Raw genomic sequence first — 24,192 nt, forward strand, 5'->3', positions numbered from 1 at the left:
CCCAATGGCAACCGAAACGAACCCACCCCGTCCGCCCCGCTGGGCCGACCGCCTGCTCGAATGGTGTTGCGCACCACACCTGCTCGAAGACGTACAGGGCGATTTATACGAAGTATATTATAAGCGACTGGCGCAGGATGGGCCAGCCAAAGCCCGGCGTGAATTTGTCGTAGCCGTGTTTCACTATATCACGCCGTTTTTCCTGAAACATAAACAATCGGCTATCCGGCCCACGGCGGGCCGCTCTGATGAGTACCTGTCTCCCTCACTCCTCTCCATCAGCATGTTACGCAACTACCTGACCGTCGCCCTACGAACGCTGGCGCACAACAAAGCCTATTCGATTATCAATGTGGTGGGCCTGAGCATTGGCCTCGCCGTGGCCATGCTGATCATTCTCTACACCAAAGATGAAGTCAGCTACGACCGGTTTCACGCCAACAATCCCCATATATACCGCATTACCAGCCGACAACTATCGACGACCGGCAAACTGGAAGGCCTTGAGGGCAACACGGGTAACTTACAGGGGCCAAAATTCAGCGCAGGAATTCCCGAAGTTCGGTCGTTTGTCCGGTACCGGGAAGATCGGGTTGATATCAAGCGAGGAACGGAGGTAGTCAGCCAGACTGTATACGCGGCTGATACCAGTTTCTTTTCGGTGTTCTCGTTTCCGCTGCTGAGCGGGGACCCAAAAACAACGTTGCAGCAGCCACATTCGGTTGTGCTTTCGGCCGATATGGCCGAGAAACAGTTTGGCACCACGGATGCGGTGGGCAAGACGATGTTCGTTAAAAATACGACCGACGGAAAGGATGTATTCGACCCTTACACCGTAACCGGTATTGCGCAAAACTGCCCGCAGAACTCCTCGATCAAGTTTGACATGCTCGTCCCGATGATCGTCAGTCAGGAGGAGATGGCGAGTGTTGAAAACTGGTTCAACATATTCCAGAATACGTTTGTCGTGCTTGCGCCAACGGCAGGTGAAACGCCGGAACGCATCAGGGCGGTGGAAGCCAAAATGAATCAGATTTATCTGGCCGATGCCCAACCGGCGATAAAAATGATGGCCGACAAGTATAACGTGACGACCAGAACGGAGTATGCGCTGCAACCCTTTACAGCTATGCACCTAAGCACCGACCTCCCCGCCGGCAACGGGCTGGTGGACAGGAGCAATCCGAACTTCTCCTATATTCTGACCGGCATCGCGCTATTTATTCTGCTGATCGCCTGCATCAATTTCGTCAACCTGACGGTGGCCCGGTCGCTGAAGCGGGCCAAGGAGATTGGCGTCCGGAAAGTAGTGGGTGGGGGACGTACCCAGTTGGTGTTCCAATTCCTGGGCGAGTCGTTTTTGCTCTGTTTCGGCGCTTTCGTGCTGGCGCTGGCCTTGGTGATCCTCGCCCTGCCGACCTTCAATCAACTGGCCAACAAATCGCTGGCCCTCTCCTACCTGTTCGACGCCAAACTGGTGCTGGGGTACGTTGCCCTGTTCCTGGCAACGGGATTTCTGGCGGGCTTCTACCCGGCGCTGGTGCTGTCGAATTACAGCCCGGTACAGACGCTCTACAACCGGTTCAACCTGTCGGGGAAAAACTACCTGCAAAAGTCGCTGGTGGTGTTGCAATTCGCGCTGGCTTCCTTCCTGATCATCGCTACGCTAATCAGCTACTCTCAATTTAACTACCTGACCACCAAAGACCTGGGCTACGACGATACCGGGCTTGTCAGTGTTGATAAGTCGAAGTTGACCCACAGCGAAGTGAAGCTGTTGAAAGAAGAGTTGCTGAAAAGCCCAGCCATCGTTGATGTAGCGCCTAAAAACGGGGGGCAGTGGGGCACCATCGCCAGGGTAAATGGTGGCGCGGAGATCAATTTTACCTACGAAACTGTTGATCCCGTTTACCTGCCAATGCTTAAGATTCCGATTGTGAACGGACGAAACTTCTCAGCCGATTTCCCAACCGATTCAACCCGGTCGATTCTGGTGAACGAATCGTTCGCGAAGCAGGCTGGCTGGAAAAGTCCCATCGGGCAAGTCGTTGATTTCTGGTACAACAAAGACGAAAAATACACGGTAGTGGGCGTGGTCAAAGACCACCATTTCAACGGCCTGAATCAGAAAATTACGCCGCAGTTATTCACCATGAAACCGGGAAACATGTATGGGCGGGTCTTCATTAAAATAAAGCCCAACACAACCACAGCCAGCCTGAAACATATTGAGAACGTGTTTAAACGCCTGTTTCCACTTACGCCATACGCCTACCAGTTCATGGATGAAGAGAATCTGAAACGGTATGAATCAGAAGCTAAATGGAAACAGATCATGCTGTTTGGGGCCGTGCTGACCATCTTCATCTCCTGCATCGGCCTCTTCGGATTAGCCACCCTGTCGGCCGAGCGGCGCACCAAAGAAATCGGCATCCGCAAAGTGATGGGAGCCTCGGTATCGAACATCATTCACCTGTTATCGTCCGATTTTCTGACGCTGGTAGCGCTGTCGTTCGTCTTTGCTTTTCCGGCCGCCTGGTATGCTATGCGCGAATGGCTCCAGAATTACCCGTATCGCATCGACATTAGCATCTGGACCTTTGTGGCCGCTTCAGTGCTCGCCATTCTCATCGCTTTCCTGACCGTCGGTTTTCAGTCGATCAGTACTGCCCTGTCTAATCCGATGAAGAGCCTGAGGAGCGAATAGGTAGTTGATTATCAATCCACAACTAATTTTTAGCGAAAGCCCCGATAACGTAAGAAGATTACGTTGTCGGGGCTTTATACTTGCGCAGGCCCACCAAAACCGGCCTCAAACGACAGACTACATGGAACAGCAAAAAGCCACTATCAGCCAGGCATGGCCCTATCAGCAGGATGCGATGAACCTACCCGTTGCGAACCTTGAAACGGCCCTTCCTTTCTATGAGACAAGGATGGGGTTTTGTCTTGTAGCGCGAGCCGATTCGCCCCGGAAATCAGCGACCATTGCGCGGGATGGAATTCAGCTTGGCCTTGTCGAGAATGGCGGTGACCCTACGCAGGATGGCTGTTTCTTTGCCGTCGATGATGTAGAAAAAGCGCGGGCCGAACTGAAAGCCAATGGAATGGACAAGGAGTTGTCGGGGTTCAGTCGCCAGAAACACGGCGAAACCGAGTGGACCGTTTTTTTCGTAATAGCCCCCGACGGACTCTGTTATTGCTATGGCGAACGGCAAAATTGAGCGCGATGTCCTTGCTACAGAATCAGCCTCATTCTGATCGCCGCTACAGCCTCCTCATACGAAGCACCAATCGGGATAACGTACCCAGCCACCGTAATTTCCTGACGCGCCATCTTCGTGATCTTGTTCACGGCCACACAGTATGATCGATGCACCCGGACAAACCGCTCGGGCGGTAGTTGCTGGAGCAACTCAGCCATGGTCTGGCGGGTAAGCAGTTTTCGCGTGGGTAGCACCAGGGACAGGTAATTGCCGTCCGCTTCGACGTACAGCAGCTCATCGAGCACTACTTTTTCGTCTTCGTAGCCCGTCTTCACGAAGATAGAGTCAGGTACGTTACTGCCCGAGCGTACCGTATGCATATCGAGGGCTTTGGTGCAGGCTTTCAGGAAACGGGCCAGCGAAAACGGTTTCAACAGGTAATCAATGGCGTCGAGATCGAAGCCTTCCACGGCATAGTCGGAATAAGCCGTGGTGAAAATTACCATCGGTGTTCTGGGAAGGCACTTCACCACATCGACGCCCGAAATGTCGGGCATCTTTATGTCGAGAAAGATCAGATCAACGCGGTTGGTTTGCAGCCAGGCAATGGCCTCGAACGCATCGGTGAACGTGGCTTTCAGGTCCAGAAACGGCACTTTAGCGGCGTGGAGGCCAATAACATCCAGCGCCTGTGGTTCATCATCAATGGCAATGGCAGTGAACGACATCATGTGGATTAAATGGGTTATTGGCATCTTGAGGTAAACCGGCCATTAATATGAGAAGAACACGCCACATCCGCCAACTGCCCCGCGCCGACATGACGCCGTTGGTAAATATTGCCCTACTGCTCATTGTGTTTTTCGTATACGTCAAGCAGGTACAGCGGTCGGTTTGTACCCCACTGGAACTCCCCGACCACGGGAAGTACAATGATGGTACACGAATACATCCGCTAGCGTCTATCTTTTTATTAGAAAACAATCGGGTTGGTTATCTAACCTATCAGTCCAGTGAAGCCAGCGCAGCTTACATCGAGACCGATTATTCTATCAATGGGCTTCGAAAGCACTTGTCGATAGCTGCTTTGGCAAAGCGTCCTGTCGTCTACATTATTCCCACGGCTAAATCTACATTCAAAAACATAGTCGACGTTCTTGATGAGTTGACGATCAGTAAGCGAGTTCAATTTATAATGGCAGATTACCCATTACCCACCGAAAACCGGATGCTAGCAGCCTACCGGCACTATAAGCAATCAAATCCAGCAAAGCCGTTTCTGACATCTCTACGGCTCTATTGGTAGCCACCCCACCAGCCGACAGCTTGCACGTATCACCAGTACACCAGCGTCAGCGCAACAAAATAGTCCTGCTCCGATTGCTGAATGTCGAGTTGGTGGCGACCGGGATAGATCAGATCCAGTCGTTTGCGCACGTTGTCGAGGCCAACGCCGGATTGATCTTCTTCGGGGTCATGGCGCTCAGGTACGTCAGCGGGTTTAGCGTGGCGGGAGTTATGTACTTTGAAATACAGGCGGGTGTCATCGAGCGTGAGCGTAATATAAATCCACGATTTGTGGCGCAGGCTGATGCCGTGTTTGAAGGCGTTTTCCACGAAGGGCGTCAGCAGCATCGGCGCAAGGTAAATGGCCCGCCCAGGTTCCTGAATGTTCACCCGAATCTCGATATCGTGCGACTCGTCGATCCGCATGCGCTGTAGCTCGATGTAGTTGTGCAGATACGCCACCTCCTTGTCGAGCGGAATACGGTCGCGGTTATTTTCCTGCAACATGAACCGCATCATGTCGCCGAGTTTCTGAATACCATCGGCCGTTTTCTCGCCTTTCTCTTTCAGGGCAGTGGCGTAGAGGCTGTTCAGCGCATTGAACAGAAAGTGCGGGTTGATCTGCGCCCGCAGGCTCGCCAGTTCCGCCGCTCCCGTCGACACCTGCGTTTGCAGCACCGTTTTCTCTTTGGTCAGCACCCGACGCAGGTATGCAAAAGCAACAGACATAACCAGCACGATGCCCGAAAACACCGCGATCATTTCCCGTATATGGTAGTAATGAAAATAAGTTTTGGCTCCCCACAATAGTGTATTCGCCAGGACAATCGTCAGCAGGTACGTTCCAATACTAGTTGCCAGTTCCACCTCTGACAAGCGAGGCTTTTTCAGGATGGGAATTATATAGTCATAAGCATAAGATTGAAAAAAGAAGACCTGCATGAGCAATCCTAGTGTGAGCAGGAGATCGCCGAGGCCAACCCGCCACAATACTTGCGGTAGGTATCCGTTGAGGGCAAATGTCAGCACGATTAGGCTTACCCCACCCAGCAGCAGGTAGCTGACAAGCTGGAAATGGATCGTCGTTTCCTGTGCAATGCGGCGGTGGAGAAACTGGTAATACTGATAGGCCAATTCATACGTACCCAGCACAATCCCGAGCCCAATGGCATCGGCCAGCACCACCCGTTTTCGATATAGCGAGTATACTTTCAGGCCGATGATTTCGCCGGTGCTATTTTCCTGATAGCGAATGTGCAGTTTCAGGTAATGGTACACGAGCGCACTCGCCAGCAGCAACAACACCGCGATACCACCATACAACCAGCCCTGCCGATCATCGATCCGTTCCTGAAGCCGGGGAAAAGCCAGGTTATGAAACACATACCAGGCCACCAGAAACAGGCAAACGCCCGCAATAAGCGGCGTATTGTTGTTCAGCGTGTGGCTGTAGTTATCCAGATTGCGCCAGATCGTAGCCGACGGGACCCGGTTGTTCAGAGCCGTTTCAACCATGTCGTTGAACCGGTAAATTTCTTCGATCAGTCGCCTGATGACGTATACCGTGGCGGCGCCGACAATGAACCACGGCTCGAACCGATTAATAAGTGACTTATCCTGCATCGTATTTTGCTGATTGATGGCCAAAACTAGGCGCGGCAATCAGGCGCAGGTTGGAAATGGGGTAAACCAGCTAAAAAATGGGGTGAATTGGCCTGCCTAGCCCCCCACAGCTACCTCGCCAATCAATTTCCGACCAAAACCGATACAGCTAACAAGTAGAAAGCCGACGCAATAGGGGTTTTGAAACAAACCTCCTTTATCGTGAAACACCTGCTACGTACCGCTCTACTTCTAATTTGCCTTGCTGTCATCGCACCGATATTCGCCCAATCTGTTCCGGCAACGAAGACCTACACGTACCTGATCTTCCACAAGCTGGCGCCCGGCAAAACCATTCAGGATGCGCTGCCGGTCGAAAAAGAGTGGAAAACCGTGAATCAGGCGGCTGTGGATGAAGGGAAGCTCATTGGCTGGCACATGATGGTCAAGCAGTTCAGCTCAAATCCAAACACCAGCGAGTACGATTACGTCACCTGCATTGTGTCGCCCAACATGGGCATTGGCGGTGCCTCACCAGCGGCAATGGCGAAAATTTACGGCGACAGTGTTCAGGTACGTATGGCCGACCTCAACCGCCGCGACCGTCTGACCGCCCCGGTCGTGAAGATCGAAATATGGGAAAACACCGACGCCCTCTTCGGACCAGACTTTGGCCCCGGTAAAACCAACACCGTCATTGTCGATTTTCTGAAGCTCCGCGATCCACTGGCCGACTGGTCAGGTACGTTGGCGGCGCAGAAGCAGGCACGGGCTACCCAGATTGGCGATAAAAAACTGGGTGGCTGGAGCTTCTCGACCCTGATGGTGCCCAACGGCACCGAAAAAGGCTACGGTTTTGCCACGGCCCGCCCCGTCTCAAATCTGAACGCCCTGGCCGAACCCGCCGACCCAAAACTGGCCGCTGCCCAAAAGCAGTTTGCCCGCACCTTCGAAGTGGTTCGGCAGGAAGTGTTCCGCTTCGAGCAGTACACCGTGCGGCCAACGGCTGCAAAATAAGGCCCTGCGTTACTTCACCACAAATTCGACGCGGCGGTTCTGGGCACGGCCTGCCTCTGTGGCATTGTCGGCAACTGGCCGTGAACCACCGTATCCTTTCGTGCTGACCCGGTCGTCGGCAATACCGTGGCGGGTCAGGTAATTCATTACAATCCGCGCCCGGTATTCCGACAGTGTCTGGTTGATACGCGGGTCGCCAACATTGTCTGTATGACCAATCAGTTCAATTCGCCATGCCGGGTTGGCCTGTAACGTCTGAATCAGCTTAGTCAGTTCGGGTACCGATTCGGGCAGCAGGATGTAGCTACTCTGTTCAAATTGCACCTGTCGTAACACCGTGGGTTCGGCCCTTGCCGGCGTCGCCACCGCCGTCAGCGACTCGGGTGCCAGCTCAGAAGCCGCCTTTGCCGCTGACGCTTTGATTACCGTTGCCTGCGGTACCGGAGTGAGCACCATCGGCTTAAGCTGGCGCACTGAAGCAACCGGGTTGCTGGCCGGTTTTGAGGGCGCAGCCGTCGCCACAACGGGGCGTTTGGGAACCGGCCTGGCGGCGGTAGCCGACACCACAACCGGGGCTATTACCGCTGGCTTAGGCGGCTTGGTAACCGGCGGCGCTGCCTGCTTAAAATAACGGGCAGAGATCAACTCCCCGATCGGCTCACCAAATTTCAGGAACGGCTTTTCGGCATCGGGACGTACCCAGTACAACTCAATGACGCCGCCCAGCAGGTCGTTGAAATAGTCTACGCGGAGGTCGTACAACTGGCCAGCCTGCAACTCGATACTTCCGGTGAATTTACCGGAGTCGTTCAGTTTCCAGACGTCCATGACCTTCCGGTTACCTACCCAGATACGAATACCGTCATCCACTTTGGCGTTGAACGTGTATTTGCCCGATACCGGAGCCAGCAATTTACCCGTCCAGCGTACCGAGTAATACGACTTGTCGATACCAGCGGCAGGACTTTTAACCTTCCAGGTAAAGTTCAGTTGCGGGTCGATGCGCGTCAGCACTTTCTGCTCGAAGTTGGTACCGTTATAATACTCCCCTTTCAGGCCCTGCTGCGCCATTGCCTCACCCGCCACAAGCCACAGCAGCATACACCACAACATGATACCTGCTTTCATTATCGACTAACGTTGGTTATCTACTCTGATGCAATTGGTGGGTTAATTGACCAGGGCAGACCTAAAAATCAGGTATCTCCGCAGAGGTAGGCACACGATATTTGATGGGCGGCGATTTCACTACCCCGACGGTGCATCTACGGCTATTAACTGTGCCACGAGTCATTGATGCGGTTCAGCGCACGTTGAACATAGGGTTTAATTCACCCGTTTACTATCTTTGGAAAAAGCTCATTATGCTATGGAAGCCGTTATTGATGTCCTGTCGGAATACGAACGCGAACGTGGTAAACCTATGCCCACCTTAAACCACGCCATCATTCAGGCTAATTTGATATTTGCCCTAAAATTGCAGTACCGCCAGCAGTATTCTATTGTATCGGAGATCAATCTGACCATGCCTATCCGGCCTGATACGGTTCCCGATGTAGCTATTTACCCAACACTAAAAATTGATTTTTTGCATGATGTTACGTCAATGACAGCTATGCCATTGACCATCATTGAGATCGTTTCACCTTCTCAATCCGACGCAGAAATCTTGGCTAAGTTTGAGCGCTATTTCAACGCCGGGGTTGGTTCGTGCTGGTTAGTGCTACCCAGTTTACAGGCGATAGCGGTTTACACAGGCATCGGAAAATACCAGTTCTTCACCGATACCACTACGCTCACCGACCCAAGCACAGGCATCAACTTAGCCTTGACCGAAATTTTCGTCTAGCCGTAACGGGTTCCTTATTCACTCCGTAACGCGTTCACCGGGTTCATCAAGGCAGCTTTGATACTTTGGTAACTGACCGTGAGCAGGGCAATGATGATGGCCAGCGTGCCTGCCAGCGCAAAAACCCACCACGCCAGATCGACCCGGTAGGCGAAATCCTGTAACCAGCCATTCATCACGTATCCGGCAATGGGCGATGCAATGAGCAAGGCGATAAGTACTAGCTTCAGGAAATCTGTCGACAGCATTGCAACGATACTTGCCACACTGGCACCCAGCACTTTACGTACGCCAATTTCTTTCGTCCGCTGCACCACAACGAACGAGACCAGCCCGTAAAGACCAAGGCAGCAGATCAGGATGGCCACGCCTGTAAAGACATTAATAAGTCGGGCAACCAGGGTTTCGGTCTGGTAAAATCGAGCCAGTTGCTCGTCCAGGTACGTATATTCGAACACCTCACTAGGGTAAAGCTGTTGCCATACGCCCCGAATGCGTTGCATCGTCTGCCCCGGATTCGTGCCGCTGAAGCGAATACCCGCCTGCCGGTACATGGCCGGGTACGTAGTAATGACACAAGGCTCGATGGGTTGGCGCAGGGATTTCTGATGAAAATCTTTCACCACCCCTACAATGGGCAGCGGCACCGGCGAGAGGTGGTATTGCATTGTTTTCCCCAGCACCTGCGCAGGGTCCTGAAAGCCAAGTTGCCGCGCCAGCGTTTCGTTGATGAGGTACTCGCGGATGCTGTCGGATGGGGTAACGTTGCGCCCCGCTGCCAGCGTCAGCCCGTAGGTTTTCAGGTAATTGGCATCGGCGAGCCGTTCCCGAATCGGGTAAAGTTCCCAGTTGGGTTTACCATTGAACTTGAACTGACCGCCGTAGTTGAGTTCGCTGGCGGGCGAACGGTGCTCAAAGCTAATCGACAGAATATCCGGCTGTTGCAGTACTCGTTGCCGAAACGGTTCGTAAGCGGCCAAACGGGTAGTAGCTGGCCGATCGGGCAGGTTCACCATCAGTACGTTGTCTTTCCGAAAGCCCAGATCAGCCTCCTGTACGTAACGTACCTGACGGCTCACCACCAGCGCCCCAATAAGCAGCGCCTGACAGATCACGAACTGCGTTGTTACGAGCGCCTGCCTGACGGTAACACCCCGACCGGCTGATGGAGTGGCCAGCTTGCCCCGGAGCACCGCCAACGGCGAGAAGCCAGACAGCACCAACGCCGGATAACCACCCGCCACCAGGACGATACCACCCAGCAGCAGACCAAGAAATCCGGTGGTCGGCCAGTTGGGTCGGAGCGACAGGTTGAGTTCTACCCAGTCGTTGAACAGCGGTAGCGTAACGGCCACCAGCAGCAGGGCCAGCAACAGGGCAGCGAGACAGAGCAGCGTGGCTTCAAGCAGGAACTGCCCCACCAGTTGACGGCGCGAGCTACCCAGCGCTTTGCGAATGCCCACTTCCTTACTACGCCGAAGAGCCTGCGCCGTGGCCATATTGATGAAATTGATACAGGCGGCAGCTATCAGCAATGCTCCAATCACCCCCAACGACCACAGCAACGACGACGGAATAACCCCAACGGCATTGAGTCTGGATACGTCGAAATGGACCTGACTCAACGGCTGAATGCCGAACCGGTAAAAGTGAGCCTCAGCGCCGAACTGCTTCTTCAGCAGCGCCGGAAACGTGCGAGCGATAGCGGTGCTGTCGCCTGCCTGCCGTAGCCGAACATAAAGTCGGTTTAGGCTACTGAGTTGCCACCAACTGGTCTGGTCAAGTTCCGGGTCATGCTGTTTCAGCGTCGCCATCGAAAGCATCAGGCCCAGGTACGTATCAGTGGGGCCGGGCGGTTCGGCCACGATGCCCGCCACGGTAACGGCCGTTTTATTGTCGAGCAGCAGGCGTTGCCCCATCGGATTGGTATCGCCGAAATACCGTCTCGCCCACGACTCGCTCAGTACCGCCCGATTGGGCTGGCTCAGGGCTGTTTTGGGGTCGCCCTGTAGCCAGCGGTACGTCAGCACGTCGACCCATTGCGGTTCCACAAAGCCCACGCCCTTGTGTTCCCTGAACCGTTTCAGTTCGGTTTGGCCGGTTCGCTCGGGGCCAACCGTCATTTCCCGAACACCCACCAAAAAAGCGGCCTGCTCCACCTGCGGGTAGTCCGTTCGTAATGCCTGCGCCATCGGCTGAGGTGCTTCAGGGTACGGCTCTATCGACCCATCGTCGAGGTGAAGATCCGTTACAATGCGGAAAATCCGGTCATAGTCCGCGTGGTGCCGGTCGGTGCTCAGATGATGTTCAACAAACAGAAAAAGCAACAGGCCGCCCGCTATTCCTACCGCTAAACCAATGATAGTCAACAGGCTGTAACTGCATTGCGACCAAAGATTACGCAGGGCTATTTTGAGGTTTGCACGAAGCATTTTGCTACTGTTTTCGGTAATAGTTGAACCAAATCATTCGCACTTGCGGCATGATGGACATGGAAGCAATCGTTGATATATCGGAGGTTCCCCCCACGGCCATCTTCGCTTAATCTCGGAACACGAATATTACTCTGACCGCAAACTCGTCACCGGATTCATCAGGGCAGCTTTCACCACTTGCAGGCCGATCACAATGGCCGTTACTACGGCCAGCCCTGCTCCTACCAGGATAAACGGCGATAATGTAACCGGCATGTGATAGGCGTAATCGGCGAGCCAGTTCGAGATCAGCCAGTACGTTAATGGCCAGGCAATGGCGTTGGCAATCAGCATGGTCCAGGCGTATTCACTCAGGAACAGACCGATGATACCGGGTACCGACGCCCCCAGCACTTTCCGAATGCCCACTTCTTTGGTGCGCCGGGCCACACTCAGCGACACCAGTCCCACCACGCCCAACAGCACGATTAGCAGAGCCAGCCCCGTGGCGAGATAAGCGGCTTTTTCCAACTGCAATTCGGTTTGGTAAAGCGTCTGGAGCGTTTCGTCCATGAAAGCGTAGTTGAAGGGAGCATCTGGAAATAGCTCGCGCCAGGTACGTTCCATCTCGGCTATACTGCGCTGTGGATTACCGGGCGACAGACGAAACGAGAAAAACCGGTAGATCGCCGCAGAACGTACCTGGCCAATGGCCATTGGCTGAATGGCTTTATGCATGGTGCCCACATGAAAGTCCTTCACAACGCCCCGAATCTGGTAAGCGCGCGGGATACCCTGAAAACGAACAAATTGATTAACCGCATCCTGCCCTGTTTTGTAACCCAGTGCCTTGCTGGCCGCTTCGTTGATAACCAGGCTGGTTGAGTCATAGCTGCCCTGACCGGCATGAAAAAACCGGCCGCTCAACAAACCAAGCTGATACGTCTGCGCGTACTGCTCATCGGTGGTCATGATCGTCAGGCCAACTGCCTGTGTCGAATCCCGGCCCTGCGGATAAAGCTTACCTGTGTTCCCCACATTGCCATTAGGAATCTCGTAGGATAAACTCGCCGATTGAACGCCGGGCAGGCGGGCAAACCGATCACGGGCCGCTTCCATCCGGCTCACACCCTCTTTCGACCAGGTACGTGGCAAAGACGACACCGTTAGTACCGCCTCTTTTTTAAAGCCGAGGTCTGTGTCGAAAAACCAGTCTATTTGCCTGGAAACAATCACCGCACCGACAAAGACAGATACGGCAATAGCAAACTGCACCGTGACCAACCCGCGCCGAAACAACTGCCCTTCGCGCACTGACTTTGCCTTACCCTTCAGCGAATCGCTGGATGAATAGGCAGATAGATACAGGGCCGGGTACGTACCTGCCAGTGCACTAACTACCAGAACAAGAACGATCAGGACCCAGCCGTAGGTCATCAACAGTTGACCCAGCGACGGAAGCGGTTTACCCACGACGCCACTGAACACAGATTGAAACAGCGCGTATAAGCCAACGGACAGACTGGTCGCTGCCGCCGTCAGCACCAGCGCCTCGATCAGAAACTGGGCCGTTAGTTGCCGGCGCAGACTTCCCAGCACCTTACGAACGCCAATTTCGCGCAGGCGGGTAGCCGACGTTCCCAGCGACAGATTTACGAAATTGACTACCGCCATCAGCAGAATGAATACCCCGACGGCGGCCAGTGTGATCATCATTTTCCGAATCAACCCGTTGTTGCTTTGCAGGTAATAGGTGGTCAATGGCGTTACGTAGGCGGTCAGGCTTTTCTGCACATCGGGCGGGGTATTTTTCGCAATCAATTGGGCCAGTGGCTTTTCCAGGGCCTTGGCCGTAACGCCAGGTCGTAGTTCCACGTAGGTAACGATGTACGGGTTCTGCCAGGAGAATACATCGTTTCCGAAGAAATTGACGCCGCCCATCGACATAAATACCTCATTATTCTCGGTCAGCAAATGCGAAACAGAGTTGTTGGGCAGCGCCTGCAACACACCAGTGACCACAAACGTCTGCTTGCCGCCCTGTGGCGTTTCAATCGTCAGTGACTCGTTGAGGACATCGGTTTTTCCGAATAGTTTCAGGGCTTTTCCGGCCGTAATAACCACCGAATTGGGGCCGGTCAGCGCTGTGCGCGGATCGCCGTGAAGCATCGGGAAGCCGTACATCGTCAGCAGGGTGGAGTCGCCAATCTGGATTGATTCACGGAAGTGATTTACTCCTTTCGAGAGCGTTGCGCTGACGCCATAGAAGCGGTAGTAATTGGCGACCAGCGTGGGGTACTCTTCTGCTAACGCCGGACCAGTTGGAGCAAACGAGGTGATGTCCATGCCCCGGTTTTCTTCTGTCCAGCGGCTCTGAACAAGACACTGCTGCCCGGCATTCCGAAGAGTTCGATTCACCTGATATTCACCCCAGATATAGGCCCCGATGAGCAGGGCAAAAGCGATACCAACGGCCAGCCCAACAACGTTCAGGAGCGAATAGACTGTACGCCGAAGCAGGTTCCGCCAGGCAATTTTGATGTAGTTCTGTAGCATGGAATACGTACCTATTTGAGCAACCAAGGTACGTACCGATCTAGCAGACAGCCCGTTAATAATTGTTAAGCTTCCCCAATGGACATGACGCCTACGCCGTCTTATGCTGCCCGATAATTCGTTGGCGGTGCTGAACACCCCAATCGCGCAGGGCCTGAATGACGCTGTTCAGCGACTGGCTGTATTCGGTCAGTTGATACTCAATCACTACGGGTGTAGTTGCATAGACATCGCGAACCAGGAACTCATTCAGTTCCAGTTCTTTCAACTCTTTGCTCAGGACTTTTGCCGTTATGCCGGACACCAGGCGTTGTAGCTCCCGGAATCGCTTCGGGCTACCGCTCAATGCAATGATGATGGGTAACTTCCATTTCCCATTCAACACGTATAGAGCATCCTGTACACCCTGCAAACTCTGGGAACATGCACTGGATGAATGAATGATCGTATCGCCAGTGAGCGAAATGGGGCCTTGACTAACTGTGCTCATAAATTAAAGGTAATCGCTGAACCTCAGCCGACCATGCGGTATCCCGAAAGATACTGGTATCCTTTGGGATACTGATAACAAAAAGATAGCAGGTTTAGGTACGTTTGTTCTGTTCTTTCACTGCAACTTATACTTGCACAAAACCGTACGAATCATGAGTCCGAAAGTATACCGCATTATCACCATCATTTTCACTGTCCTGGCCGCTGCCATGCCCGTTTTAAGTGGTGTCATGAAATTAACAAAGTCGCCGGAGTTGGTAGCTCAACTCACCAAAGCGGGCGTGGGAAATCAGATTACCATGCTGGGCCTGATGGAGATCGTTTTTGCAGCCCTGTTCATTTACCCAAAAACCATGAAGCTGGGCTTCATTTTACTATCCTGTTATTTCGCCGGGGCCATTGCCACTGAATTGTCGCACGGCGAACCACTGAACGCCGTATTACCAATCGTACTGGTCTGGATTGCTACGTACCTGCGTGACAAATCAGCGTTTATTTCAACCAAGACGCAGGTAGTGTAAGGTATCTGCTTCGTGCTGTAGGCTTCGCTAGTCGCCCAGTAGCCTACAGCACGAAGCAGATACCCTATTTAGCCGTCCTTGCTTGCCTTTTCTCACGCATTTCCTTCGTTTCTAACACCAGTAACGGCTGTTCCCGCCATTCTTTAAGCGTCTGCTGATAACCTGCTTCTGTGTACAACTCCAACTGATACAAATAGCCTTCCGGCTGCCGGGCATTCTTATAAACAAAACTTGACCAGTACGTGACAATATCCGTTCGCTTGTACTTCGAGAGTGGATTGTCCCGCCGCCGTTTTGAGTCAATCCACACGCCATACTTTTTCGGATTTTTGAAAGCAAGCCATTGAGCTTCCGTTGGCGTCTTCCGGGCATCCGGTGCAATGTAGACCACTCGGGCTTTCTGTTCTGGTGTCAGGTCTTTGAAGAGCACGTCATTTCCGTTCGCGTTTTTTCCTCCCCAACCCATTTTAACTGGTTTAAGACCGAATCGCTTTTCCATTTCAGAGACAGTAAGCGATTGGTCTAATAGCTGTTTTTCTGTTAACGATGGCTGAACGATTTCCACTTTAGGTATTGAGCCAACAGGCGTCTGCTGAGCTGGAGCAGTACTTGTCAGTAGCATAGTCAACACGGCGAAGAACAAGGCGGTGCTGCATCCGGCTAGCCAGGTGCGGGCGGTCGAGGTTTGTTTGGTCATCATGAGCAGGCGTTGTTTGGTAGTCTGAAAAGGCAGGGGGCTGGTCAGGGACAGTTTCGGGGAGGCGGCCGCGACCTTGCTCAATAGCAAGTGCTGATAGCCGGGTACGTTCAGGTACGTTTCGTTCACAACCTGGTCGGCCAGAAATTCGTGGTTGCGCTGTATGGCTCCTCTCAGCCAGACCAGCAGCGGATTGAACCAGCAGAAACACAGCACGATTTCAACAAGCAGTACATCCAGCGAATGCCGCTGCCGGATATGGGCCAACTCATGGTCGACTAACTCGGCCTCGATCTCACCGCGATCATACGCTTCAGCCGAGACGAAGAGGTAATGCAGGAACGTGTAGGGCAGGCCATTGACGGGTAACTTCACCAGCGTGGCCTCATAGTATGGCTCAGTTGGGCTGGTACGGATCTGACGAACCAGCACGTAGAGGTTTCGGGCAAAACGCAACAGCAGCATCGCTGTAATGGCCCCATAAAGCCACAACCAGTAGGGCATTCTGGGCACCGTTGCAGCAGGAATTTCGGACGCAGGGCCGTTGCCTGTCTGTGGAAATGCTACAGCTTCATCCGTCACAGACGCCCCTTCTTCATTGACAACAGCCACCTGTTTTTCAACGAGTTGCACCGGAGAGGGAAACGATAGCCAACCCCACGGAAGCCGAAGCGACAGGAAGGGCCCTGCCAGCGAAAGCAACAACGTACCCAGCAAATACAGGCGCTTGAGACGGTGCATCGGCTCCTGTTCAAGCCAGAACCGGTACACGCCAAGCAACACCAGCATACACAGGACCGATTTGAGCAGGTACGTCGTCATGATTTCGTCCGGTCTATCTGATCATCAATGATCTTTCGGAGTTCAGCCAGTTCATCTGCCGAGAGGTTGGTCTCAGTGGTAAAAAAGGAAGCGAACTGCGCCGCCGAATTATTGAAGAAATTTTTGATCAGCCCGTTGACGTGCCTGGCAAAATAGACCTTACTGCTCACCAGCGGGTAATATTCCCGCGAATTGCCCCGCTCCCGATAGCCGATGAACCCTTTGTCGGTCATTCGTTTGAGTAGCGTAGCCACGGTAGTCGCGGCGGGTTTGGGGTCGTCATACGCATCGATGAGCTCTTTCATGTAGGCCTGTTCACGGCTCCACAGGTGTTGCATCAGCGTTTCTTCTGCAGGCGACAGCTTCATTCTATATCTGTAGTTTGTACTCTACAAATGTAGAATAAAAAATCAACCGCGCAACTGCACTGAAAATAAACCTATGAGGTTTTCGGAGACCCTGTATGTCTGGAAGTGCTGATTACTCGCTGCGCAGACTTTCTACGGGGTTCATCAGGGCGGCTTTGATACTTTGGAAACTCACCGTCAATAAGGCAATGCCAACGGCCAGTAAACCCGCCAGGATAACCATCCACCACTGGATATCGATGCGGTAGATGAAACCCTGCAACCAACTATCCATCGCCCACCAGGCAATAGGCGCAGCCAGTAGAATACCCACGGCTACCAAGGCCAGAAAGTCTTTGCTCAGTAAGCCGATCAGGCTTGGTACGCTGGCACCCAGCACTTTACGAACACCTATTTCTTTGGTTCGCTGTTCGGCCGTGTAGGCTGCTAATCCAAACAGACCGAGGCAGCAGATCAGGATGGCCACACCCGCGAAGAAGATAAACAGATTACCCGTACGCTGCTCGTCGCGATACAGGCGGTTGTAATTTTCATCGAGAAACGCGTATTCGAACGGGTATTGTGGATACAGTTTCTTCCAGAGGCGTTCTACGGCGGCAATGGCCTGCGTGGTGTTCTGGCCACTGGTGCGTACATACACGGTGCCGTTCCAATCGGGTCGGCTCATGAGCACGGTGGGTGCTACCTTGCTGCGCGCCGACTCGAATACGAAGTCTTTCACCACGCCAATAATCCGGCAGTCGGTGCCGTGGAAGTTGAACCGCTTACCAACTGGATTAGCGATACCCGATTCCCGGATGGCCGTTTCGTTGAGAATCAGGTTGGTAGAATCGGCTGGGGTGCCGGTAAAATTCTGCCCGTCGACTAGCTTCATGCCCATATCGGGAATAAAATTGGCACTGACACTCAACTGATTTACCATAAACGTGCGGCCCGGCGCTTTGCCATCCCACTCCGTATCGCTGGTCGAGCCCATACCATTGGTGAGTTCAACGGTGGCGGTAGCAATGCTTTTGATGCTGCTTTCGCCCATGAGTTCCCGCTTGAACTGCTCGCCCTTGGCGTCGGCGTAGAAGGTAAAGGTGTGATCTTTGTTGAAGCCCAGGTCCCGCTCGCGCATGAACCGGAGTTGATTGCCGATAACCAACGTACTGATGATCAGCCCGGTTGCCAACGCAAACTGGGTAACCACGAGTACCTGCCGTAGCCGTGCCTGACCGCCTATTGCCCCACGGCCCCGCAACGATTTCAGCGGATCGAACCGGGCAATAACCAAAGCCGGATATACGCCAGCCAGCAGCAGCGTGACCAGCAACGTACCCAGCATGAGAAACCAGACCTGCGGATCGAATAGCGACAGGCCGTTGGTGTTGCCCGTCATGTCGCGGTAGAACGGAGTCAGCACTTGAATGAGGCCGATAGCCAGCAGTAGCGACAGCCCCAGGGTAAGCAGCGACTCGGTGAGTAACTGACCTATTAATTGCCCTGTTTCGGCCCCAACCACTTTGCGTACACCCACCTCTCGTGCGCGGCGGGTAGCGCGGGCAGTGGTCAGGTTCACGTAATTAATGCAGCCGATACTCAGCAGGAAGAGCGCAATCAGGCCCATCATCTGAACCTGCTGCATGCCGGGATTCGTGCCGTTGGGCTCATACAGATGAATGGTCGACAGGGGTTGAAGCCGGTAATCGCCCAGTTGGCCGACACCGTCTTTCCGGCGGGCCGCTGCCTGAATGGCGGTCAGGGTTCTACTAATCGTAGCCGGATCAACACCGGGGGCAAGTTTCACGTAGGTCGCGAACGAGAAATTACCCCAGTCATCATCCATGCGTTTCCACGGGCCGTTGCCACCAAATAGCCGCTTCCGTAACGACATCGGAAAAATGATCTTCTTCTGAAACGTGCTGTAGTCGGGCAGATTGGCCAGCACTGCTCCCACCGTAAATACCCGGTTTGAGTCGATCACGATCATAGTTTTACCCACGGCGTTTGATGTGCCGAAGTACTTTTCAGCGATTTCTTCCGTCAACACCACCGGGTTGGGCGTTGGAAATGGCTGCTTCGCCTGACCGTAACGTACCTGCAAACCGCCAAGCACATCCAGGAAGTTTTCATCGGCATACACCAGGTCTTCACCTTTTTCAGAGAAGGTCTTGCCGTCGATCAGAAATGTTTTGAAATCATATAGTCCTGCCACCCTGGTTGCGGCTTCGATACCCGGAACGCTGGTATTGGCGGCCACGCCGATGGGTGCCGGTGCTGAACGCCAGTACTGCTCATCGGTCCCGGTGCCGTGCCGGGAATTAACCCGGTAAATCCGGTCGGCGTTGGGGTGAAACCGGTCGAAGCGTAGTTCATTGTTCACCCACCACAGCAGCAACACACTCACCGCCAGCACCACGGCCATACCACCTATGTTAAGTACTGAATACCAGCCACCTGCCTTCAAATTTCGCCAGGATAGCCTGAGTGTGTTGGAGAACATGAGAAAGCTATTTTCGTTAACTTTTATTAAATGAACAACTAGTGGCCGCTCCAACCAACTACCCTACTCCAGCCCTGAACCCGTCGTAATGTGCTTTTCATTGCCCTACAGGCGTCTCTGTCGGGCCAAGAGCGGGCGGACCATCTGTCCGCCCCTACGAATCAACTATCCAGCCTAAAATCAATCACCCACCCAGCCATATGGGGTTGGTCAGCAAAAACTCAGACGCGGATGTTCTCGGTTACTACTTTTCCGTCGAACAGGTTTACGGTGCGGTGAGCAAAGCCGGCGTCGTAGGGTGAGTGGGTCACCATGATGATCGTGGTGCCTTCATCGTTGAGTTCGCCCAGCAGTTTCATCACTTCTTCGCCGTTCTTTGAATCGAGGTTACCCGTCGGTTCATCGGCCAGGATCAGCTTGGGTTTGGCAACTACGGCGCGGGCAATAGCCGTCCGCTGCTGCTGACCACCCGACAGTTGCTGCGGAAAGTGATTGCGGCGGTGCATGATGTTCATTCGGTTCAGGGCCTCTTCCACGCGGGTTTTACGCTCATCAGGTGGCGTTTTCAGGTACAGCAGAGGCAGCTCTACATTTTCGTATACGGTCAGTTCGTCGATCAGGTTGAAGCTCTGGAATACGAAGCCGATACTGCCTTTGCGGAGTTGCGCGCGCTGGCGTTCGGTCATTTTCGCCACTTCGGTACCGTAGAAATTGTACTCGCCATCGCTGGGGTTATCCAGCAGGCCCAGGATGTTGAGCAGCGTGGATTTACCACAGCCCGACGGCCCCATGATGGCTACGAATTCACCGTCTTTAACATCCATATTGATGCCATTCAGGGCGGTGGTTTCAACCTCTTCCGTAGCAAAGAGTTTCTGTAAATTGATGGTTTGGATCATGTCAGACTGTGCTTTATGTACAGCGTTTTGATTCTTTATTATTGGTCAATTCGTTAACTAACTTATTCTGTCTGAAGGGCTTTTATCGGGTTTGCCGTCGCGATCCGGTATACCTGCGACCCTATTGTCACCACCGCCAGCACCAGCATCAGCCCCAGCGTGCCCACAAAGCTCCCCGCCGTAACGGGAATATGGTACGCATACACACTTTCCAGCAGTTCGCTCAGTACCCAGAACGCCAGCGGCAGAAAAATACAACCCGCCAGCATGATCAGGATCAGGAACTCCCGGTTCAACAGGTTGGCAATACTGAACGCCGAGGCGCCCAGTACCTTGCGAATCCCGATTTCCTTCGTCTTTTTGGCGATGTTGAGCGAAACTAAGGCAAACAAACCCATTGCCGAGATCATCAATGTGAGCATAGCCACATAGGTGAACACGTCCTTGATCCGTCGCGATTCGTCATAACTGCCCGAGTACACATCCTGCTGCTGCGACAGCTCAAACGGTACGTCGGGCATCACCCGTTGCCATTCGGGTTTCAGCCGGTCTGTGAGTTGATCAATGTCTTTTGCGGCCACTTTCATCGTCAGTATCCGGTTATCCTCTGGCCGGTTCAGGCGGAGAATGCACGGGGCAATCTTGATAAAAAAGAAACGGTAATTAAAGTCATCGACCACGCCAACGACCCGGCAAAGCTGGTCCTGTACCCGTACCTGCTTGCCCACCGGCGAGGTCCAGCCCATTGCTTTTACCAAAGACTGATTTACAATGATGGCGTTGCCTGCATCGACCGATGAATTTGCCAGAAAGTTACGGCCCTGTTTCAACCGAAGGCCCAGCGTGTGAATGTAGTCATGGCTGATGCGCAACACCTCGGCGGTTGACCTGTTGGTGCCCTCTTCCAACGTAGTGAGGTTATCGCCCGACCGGCCGATCTGATCCTGCGAACCGGCTACTTCCGTGACGTTGGGCAGACTGGCGGCTACATCGCGGAGGTGATTAAAACTCGACTCACTATCGGTTCGCAGCACAACCAGTTGCGACGGGTTATAGCCCACATCCATGTAACGCATGAACTGTGCGTTGCGCGTAGTGAGGATGGCGGCGGCAACAGTAAACATAGATAAGCCAAACTGCACCACCAGCAGCGTGCGTACCAACCCATTGGCACCAGCGATCCGTTGCTTGCCTTTCAGCACCGAAACCGGGTTGAATGAACTGATATAAATAGATGGGTATACGCCAGATAATAGGCTGATGAACAACACCAAAGCAAACAGAAAACCAATTAGTGGCCAGTTATCGACCAGATTAAACTGCAGTTGGTCAAAATCGATCAGCCGACTAAAGGCGGGCAAAAACAACGTACCTGCCAAAAACAGGCCCAGACCCAGCGCAATGATTCCTACCACCAGATTCTCGCCAATAAACTGCCGCACAAGCTGTTTACGGCTACTACCCAGCACCTTGCGCACGCCAATTTCTTTAAAGCGTGTGGTCGATGTGGCGATGGTATAATTCATAAAATTGAAGCACGCCATAAACAGAACCAGCCCGGCCAGCACCCCCAGCACAATCAGGCCCGTCGGCGATGTGCCATTGCCGAATGAACGCCGCGTTTTGTGCGCATTCAGCGAAATGTCGGTCAGGTTGTCCAGGTAAAAGGCATTGATGGGCGCCTGGCTGTTGCGTGCATTGTAGCGTTTCACGTACTGGCCCAGGGCTGCGGTTACGCCAGCCTCATCGCCCGGTTTGTTGACCTGAATAAACGTAGCCTGAATAGCCCGTGACCAGTCATTCGCCAGCCAGCCCAGTTCGCGCCCAACACCATAACCGACCAGTAAATCGAACGTGAAACTGGCCGTGTTGGGAAACGGAGCCGCCACACCCGTAACGGTGAATGTACGCTTGACTTTGCTGTCGATCAGCAGGGTCAATGACTGCCCAACGGCGGGCGATTCACCAAAATATTTACGGGCCATCGCCTCCGACAGAACAACGCCCGACGGATCGGTGAACGAACCAACCTGACCAGCTTTCAGCGGAAAACTGAACAACTGGAAAAAGTCAGGGTCGGCCAGCCGGACTGTTTCAGTAAACGCATCGCCGCCACGCTTGACCACCGCCCCCACACTGGCAACCCTGACAAACCGTTTTACCTGTGGTAGATCAGCCTTCAGCGCCGGGCCGATCGCATCGGGTGAAGTGGCCCACAGTTCCGGCTCGCCATTCGTCGTTTTGACGTGGTTGACCATAAAAACCGTGGGTGCATTGACGTGAAAAGCCTCCTGACTAAACTGATGCTGAATGAGCAGGTACACCACGATGCTACAGGCAATACCCATCGAAATGCCCAGGATATTGAATCCGGCAAACAACTTCTGTTTCCACAAGTTGCGAAGGGCAATTTTAAGGTAATTGCTGATCATTATCGTCTGGCTGTAACGTACCTGCTGGTTTGGGTTGCTTAGAACTCAAGTACTTCGTTATCGCCGAAGTTTTCGTAGCTGCTGGTAATCACCTGTTCCCCAGGCCGTAAGCCCTCCAGGACTTCATAGAACTCAGGGTTCTTACGACCCAGCGTGATGTTCCGTTTGGTGGCGCGCTTACCCGAATTATCCAGCACATACACCCAGTTACCGCCCGTATCCGAGAAGAAACCGCCAACAGGAAGCAGGGTTGCTTTGGCCGCTTTGCCCAGTTCCAGCCGGATTGGCGACGACTGACCGCGTTTGATACCCGCCGGTGCCCCTTTCGGGAAGGTCATATCCACCTCGAATCGGCCATTCCGTACTTCAGGATACACCCGGCTGATGCTCAGCGGAAACTCCTGCCCGTTGAATTCGAATGAACCGTTCAGGCCAGGAAATACACGGCTGATATAGTGCTCATCAACACCCACCCGCATTTTAAACCCGTTCAGGTCATCGATCTGGCCGATATTCTGACCCCGGTTGATATTGCTGCCAACTTCCACGTCGATGCTCGACAGTTGCCCCGACACCGGCGCTTTCACCACCAGATTGCTCAGCGTTTCCTGCCAGAGCGCCACGTTGCGCTGGGTACGTGCCAGGGTTCCTTCCAATTGCTGAATCTGCAATTTCGAGTTCTCTTCCTGGTATTTCTGCGATTCGGCTTCGATCTCGCGCTGTTTAGCCAGTCGATCATAGGCGCGTTTCGCTTTCAGGTAATCCTCTTCCGATACTACCTTGTCTTTAAACAGCTTGGCCTGCCGATCGTACGTATCTTTTGCCTGATCGAGTTGCGCGTCGATGTCGGCCAGGTTTTTCCGTAAGGCAAATCGCTCAACGCGCAGCCGTTGCCGGGTGTTTTGCAGATCGTTTACCAGCCGGTTGGCTTCCGTTTCCGATTGCAGGAAGCTCAGTTTGAGGCTCTGGTTTTCCAGTTTCAACAGCACCTGTCCCTTCTCAACGCGCAGGCCGCCCTCTACCAGTTTCTGGGTAACGTACCCACCTTCGATCGCATCTAACCGAATGGTTTTCAACGGTTGAACTACGCCCGTTACCACGATAAATTCTTCAAAGGGGCCAATTGCTACGGGTGAGACCGTAATTTTTTCGCGCTCAACGTTGAGTTTCGAGCGCTTGTCGGCGAAGAAGGAAACGTAGGCAATAAGGCCAGCAATCAGTATGCCGCCAGCCGACAGGAGTAGTCGTTGTTGGGTCCAGAAACGTTTGGGTAAGGCGCGATCCATAAGTCAATGCGGTTAAGTAATTGGCGACGGTCCGGCAACCGTCAAACCAGCAATTGACTACCCTAAGCCAATTGACGTGCCAAAGTAGTGTATATGCTGTTTTTCAGCAATTTAAGCCTTCTTTTTCACCATATCATGTCCGGTATCGGACAGAATCCGTCCACATCTGGACGGAGGAAAAGTAGCCTGAAGCGCTAGCTTCGGGGTAGACAAATCGTATAAACTTTCTCCATTCCCGAGGCTGGAGTTTCAGGCTACC

At 53.4% G+C, this 24,192-nt stretch carries 18 protein-coding genes; 6 read left to right on the plus strand and 12 right to left on the minus strand.

What is annotated here, in order from left to right; all coding sequences use genetic code 11:
- Nucleotides 1-4 precede the first annotated feature (4 nt).
- Both ACFE8Q_RS16805 and ACFE8Q_RS16810 read left to right on the plus strand, forming a co-directional pair.
- A complete protein-coding gene (locus tag ACFE8Q_RS16805) occupies nt 5-2,707 on the plus strand; it encodes an ABC transporter permease (protein ID WP_375446570.1) in 2,703 nt (900 codons plus the stop codon).
- A gap of 121 nt (nt 2,708-2,828) precedes the next feature.
- Nucleotides 2,829-3,224: a VOC family protein gene (locus ACFE8Q_RS16810; RefSeq protein ID WP_375446571.1), complete on the plus strand. Its 396-nt coding sequence runs from the start codon at nt 2,829-2,831 to the stop codon at nt 3,222-3,224.
- Nucleotides 3,225-3,238: 14 nt separating this feature from the next.
- Here ACFE8Q_RS16810 and ACFE8Q_RS16815 read toward each other — a convergent pair whose 3' ends face one another.
- Complete coding sequence (locus ACFE8Q_RS16815; RefSeq protein WP_375446601.1) at nt 3,239-3,934, minus strand: LytR/AlgR family response regulator transcription factor; 696 nt, start codon at nt 3,932-3,934, stop codon at nt 3,239-3,241.
- A 50-nt stretch (nt 3,935-3,984) separates the two neighbouring features.
- Here ACFE8Q_RS16815 and ACFE8Q_RS16820 point away from each other — a divergent pair, with 50 nt between their 5' ends.
- Entirely contained in the window at nt 3,985-4,512 is a 528-nt protein-coding gene (locus ACFE8Q_RS16820; protein WP_375446572.1) for an ExbD/TolR family protein, read from the plus strand.
- 29 nt (nt 4,513-4,541) lie between these two features.
- Here the strand turns inward: ACFE8Q_RS16820 and ACFE8Q_RS16825 are convergent, their stop codons facing one another.
- Nucleotides 4,542-6,155: a sensor histidine kinase gene (locus tag ACFE8Q_RS16825; RefSeq protein WP_375446573.1), complete on the minus strand. Its 1,614-nt coding sequence runs from the start codon at nt 6,153-6,155 to the stop codon at nt 4,542-4,544.
- A 162-nt stretch (nt 6,156-6,317) separates the two neighbouring features.
- On the opposite strand from ACFE8Q_RS16825, the gene ACFE8Q_RS16830 reads away from it, so the two are divergent.
- Complete coding sequence (locus tag ACFE8Q_RS16830; RefSeq protein ID WP_375446574.1) at nt 6,318-7,112, plus strand: hypothetical protein; 795 nt, start codon at nt 6,318-6,320, stop codon at nt 7,110-7,112.
- 9 nt (nt 7,113-7,121) lie between these two features.
- On the opposite strand, the gene ACFE8Q_RS16835 is transcribed toward ACFE8Q_RS16830, so the two are convergent.
- Nucleotides 7,122-8,240, minus strand: a complete 1,119-nt coding sequence (locus ACFE8Q_RS16835; RefSeq protein ID WP_375446575.1) for a PA14 domain-containing protein — start codon at nt 8,238-8,240, stop codon at nt 7,122-7,124.
- Nucleotides 8,241-8,460: 220 nt separating this feature from the next.
- On the opposite strand from ACFE8Q_RS16835, the gene ACFE8Q_RS16840 reads away from it, so the two are divergent.
- Nucleotides 8,461-8,961 (plus strand): Uma2 family endonuclease, encoded by a 501-nt coding sequence (locus ACFE8Q_RS16840; RefSeq protein WP_375446576.1) that lies wholly within the window; start codon nt 8,461-8,463, stop codon nt 8,959-8,961.
- Nucleotides 8,962-8,975: 14 nt separating this feature from the next.
- Here ACFE8Q_RS16840 and ACFE8Q_RS16845 read toward each other — a convergent pair whose 3' ends face one another.
- The 3 genes from ACFE8Q_RS16845 to ACFE8Q_RS16855 form a co-directional block, all read right to left on the minus strand.
- Entirely contained in the window at nt 8,976-11,393 is a 2,418-nt protein-coding gene (locus ACFE8Q_RS16845; RefSeq protein WP_375446577.1) for an ABC transporter permease, read from the minus strand.
- Between the two features lie 129 nt (nt 11,394-11,522).
- Nucleotides 11,523-13,931: an ABC transporter permease gene (locus ACFE8Q_RS16850; RefSeq protein ID WP_375446578.1), complete on the minus strand. Its 2,409-nt coding sequence runs from the start codon at nt 13,929-13,931 to the stop codon at nt 11,523-11,525.
- Nucleotides 13,932-14,022: 91 nt separating this feature from the next.
- Complete coding sequence (locus ACFE8Q_RS16855) at nt 14,023-14,421, minus strand: winged helix-turn-helix transcriptional regulator (RefSeq protein WP_375446579.1); 399 nt, start codon at nt 14,419-14,421, stop codon at nt 14,023-14,025.
- Nucleotides 14,422-14,575: 154 nt separating this feature from the next.
- On the opposite strand from ACFE8Q_RS16855, the gene ACFE8Q_RS16860 reads away from it, so the two are divergent.
- Entirely contained in the window at nt 14,576-14,944 is a 369-nt protein-coding gene (locus ACFE8Q_RS16860; protein ID WP_375446580.1) for a DoxX family protein, read from the plus strand.
- A 64-nt stretch (nt 14,945-15,008) separates the two neighbouring features.
- Here ACFE8Q_RS16860 and ACFE8Q_RS16865 read toward each other — a convergent pair whose 3' ends face one another.
- From ACFE8Q_RS16865 to ACFE8Q_RS16890, 6 genes are all read right to left on the minus strand, one after another.
- Entirely contained in the window at nt 15,009-16,463 is a 1,455-nt protein-coding gene (locus ACFE8Q_RS16865; protein ID WP_375446581.1) for a M56 family metallopeptidase, read from the minus strand.
- Entirely contained in the window at nt 16,460-16,831 is a 372-nt protein-coding gene (locus ACFE8Q_RS16870) for a BlaI/MecI/CopY family transcriptional regulator (protein WP_375446582.1), read from the minus strand. Before ACFE8Q_RS16870 ends, ACFE8Q_RS16865 begins: the two co-directional genes overlap by 4 nt.
- Nucleotides 16,832-16,943: 112 nt before the next feature.
- Complete coding sequence (locus ACFE8Q_RS16875; protein ID WP_375446583.1) at nt 16,944-19,316, minus strand: ABC transporter permease; 2,373 nt, start codon at nt 19,314-19,316, stop codon at nt 16,944-16,946.
- A 221-nt stretch (nt 19,317-19,537) separates the two neighbouring features.
- Nucleotides 19,538-20,215 (minus strand): ABC transporter ATP-binding protein, encoded by a 678-nt coding sequence (locus tag ACFE8Q_RS16880; protein WP_375446584.1) that lies wholly within the window; start codon nt 20,213-20,215, stop codon nt 19,538-19,540.
- Nucleotides 20,216-20,277: 62 nt separating this feature from the next.
- Complete coding sequence (locus ACFE8Q_RS16885) at nt 20,278-22,647, minus strand: ABC transporter permease (RefSeq protein WP_375446585.1); 2,370 nt, start codon at nt 22,645-22,647, stop codon at nt 20,278-20,280.
- Nucleotides 22,648-22,685: 38 nt separating this feature from the next.
- The gene (locus ACFE8Q_RS16890) at nt 22,686-23,933 is read right to left on the minus strand and encodes an efflux RND transporter periplasmic adaptor subunit (protein ID WP_375446586.1); all 1,248 of its coding nucleotides are present in this window, start codon (nt 23,931-23,933) and stop codon (nt 22,686-22,688) included.
- Between the last annotated feature and the right edge of the window lie 259 nt (nt 23,934-24,192).

The sequence above is a fragment of the uncultured Fibrella sp. genome (assembly GCF_964250085.1).
In the GTDB taxonomy this organism is placed as follows: domain Bacteria; phylum Bacteroidota; class Bacteroidia; order Cytophagales; family Spirosomataceae; genus Fibrella.

Bases quoted from the DNA above. Each gene is read 5' to 3' on its own strand.
- ACFE8Q_RS16810 (WP_375446571.1), top strand. From the start codon at position 2,829: ATGGAACAGCAAAAAGCCACTATCAGCCAGGCATGGCCCTATCAGCAG.
- ACFE8Q_RS16890 (WP_375446586.1), bottom strand. From the start codon at position 23,933: ATGGATCGCGCCTTACCCAAACGTTTCTGGACCCAACAACGACTACTC.
- ACFE8Q_RS16815 (WP_375446601.1), bottom strand. From the start codon at position 3,934: ATGTCGTTCACTGCCATTGCCATTGATGATGAACCACAGGCGCTGGAT.
- ACFE8Q_RS16885 (WP_375446585.1), bottom strand. From the start codon at position 22,647: ATGATCAGCAATTACCTTAAAATTGCCCTTCGCAACTTGTGGAAACAG.
- ACFE8Q_RS16860 (WP_375446580.1), top strand. From the start codon at position 14,576: ATGAGTCCGAAAGTATACCGCATTATCACCATCATTTTCACTGTCCTG.
- ACFE8Q_RS16850 (WP_375446578.1), bottom strand. From the start codon at position 13,931: ATGCTACAGAACTACATCAAAATTGCCTGGCGGAACCTGCTTCGGCGT.
- ACFE8Q_RS16880 (WP_375446584.1), bottom strand. From the start codon at position 20,215: ATGATCCAAACCATCAATTTACAGAAACTCTTTGCTACGGAAGAGGTT.
- ACFE8Q_RS16875 (WP_375446583.1), bottom strand. From the start codon at position 19,316: ATGTTCTCCAACACACTCAGGCTATCCTGGCGAAATTTGAAGGCAGGT.
- ACFE8Q_RS16820 (WP_375446572.1), top strand. From the start codon at position 3,985: ATGAGAAGAACACGCCACATCCGCCAACTGCCCCGCGCCGACATGACG.
- ACFE8Q_RS16805 (WP_375446570.1), top strand. From the start codon at position 5: ATGGCAACCGAAACGAACCCACCCCGTCCGCCCCGCTGGGCCGACCGC.
- ACFE8Q_RS16865 (WP_375446581.1), bottom strand. From the start codon at position 16,463: ATGACGACGTACCTGCTCAAATCGGTCCTGTGTATGCTGGTGTTGCTT.
- ACFE8Q_RS16845 (WP_375446577.1), bottom strand. From the start codon at position 11,393: ATGCTTCGTGCAAACCTCAAAATAGCCCTGCGTAATCTTTGGTCGCAA.
- ACFE8Q_RS16870 (WP_375446582.1), bottom strand. From the start codon at position 16,831: ATGAAGCTGTCGCCTGCAGAAGAAACGCTGATGCAACACCTGTGGAGC.
- ACFE8Q_RS16855 (WP_375446579.1), bottom strand. From the start codon at position 14,421: ATGAGCACAGTTAGTCAAGGCCCCATTTCGCTCACTGGCGATACGATC.
- ACFE8Q_RS16835 (WP_375446575.1), bottom strand. From the start codon at position 8,240: ATGAAAGCAGGTATCATGTTGTGGTGTATGCTGCTGTGGCTTGTGGCG.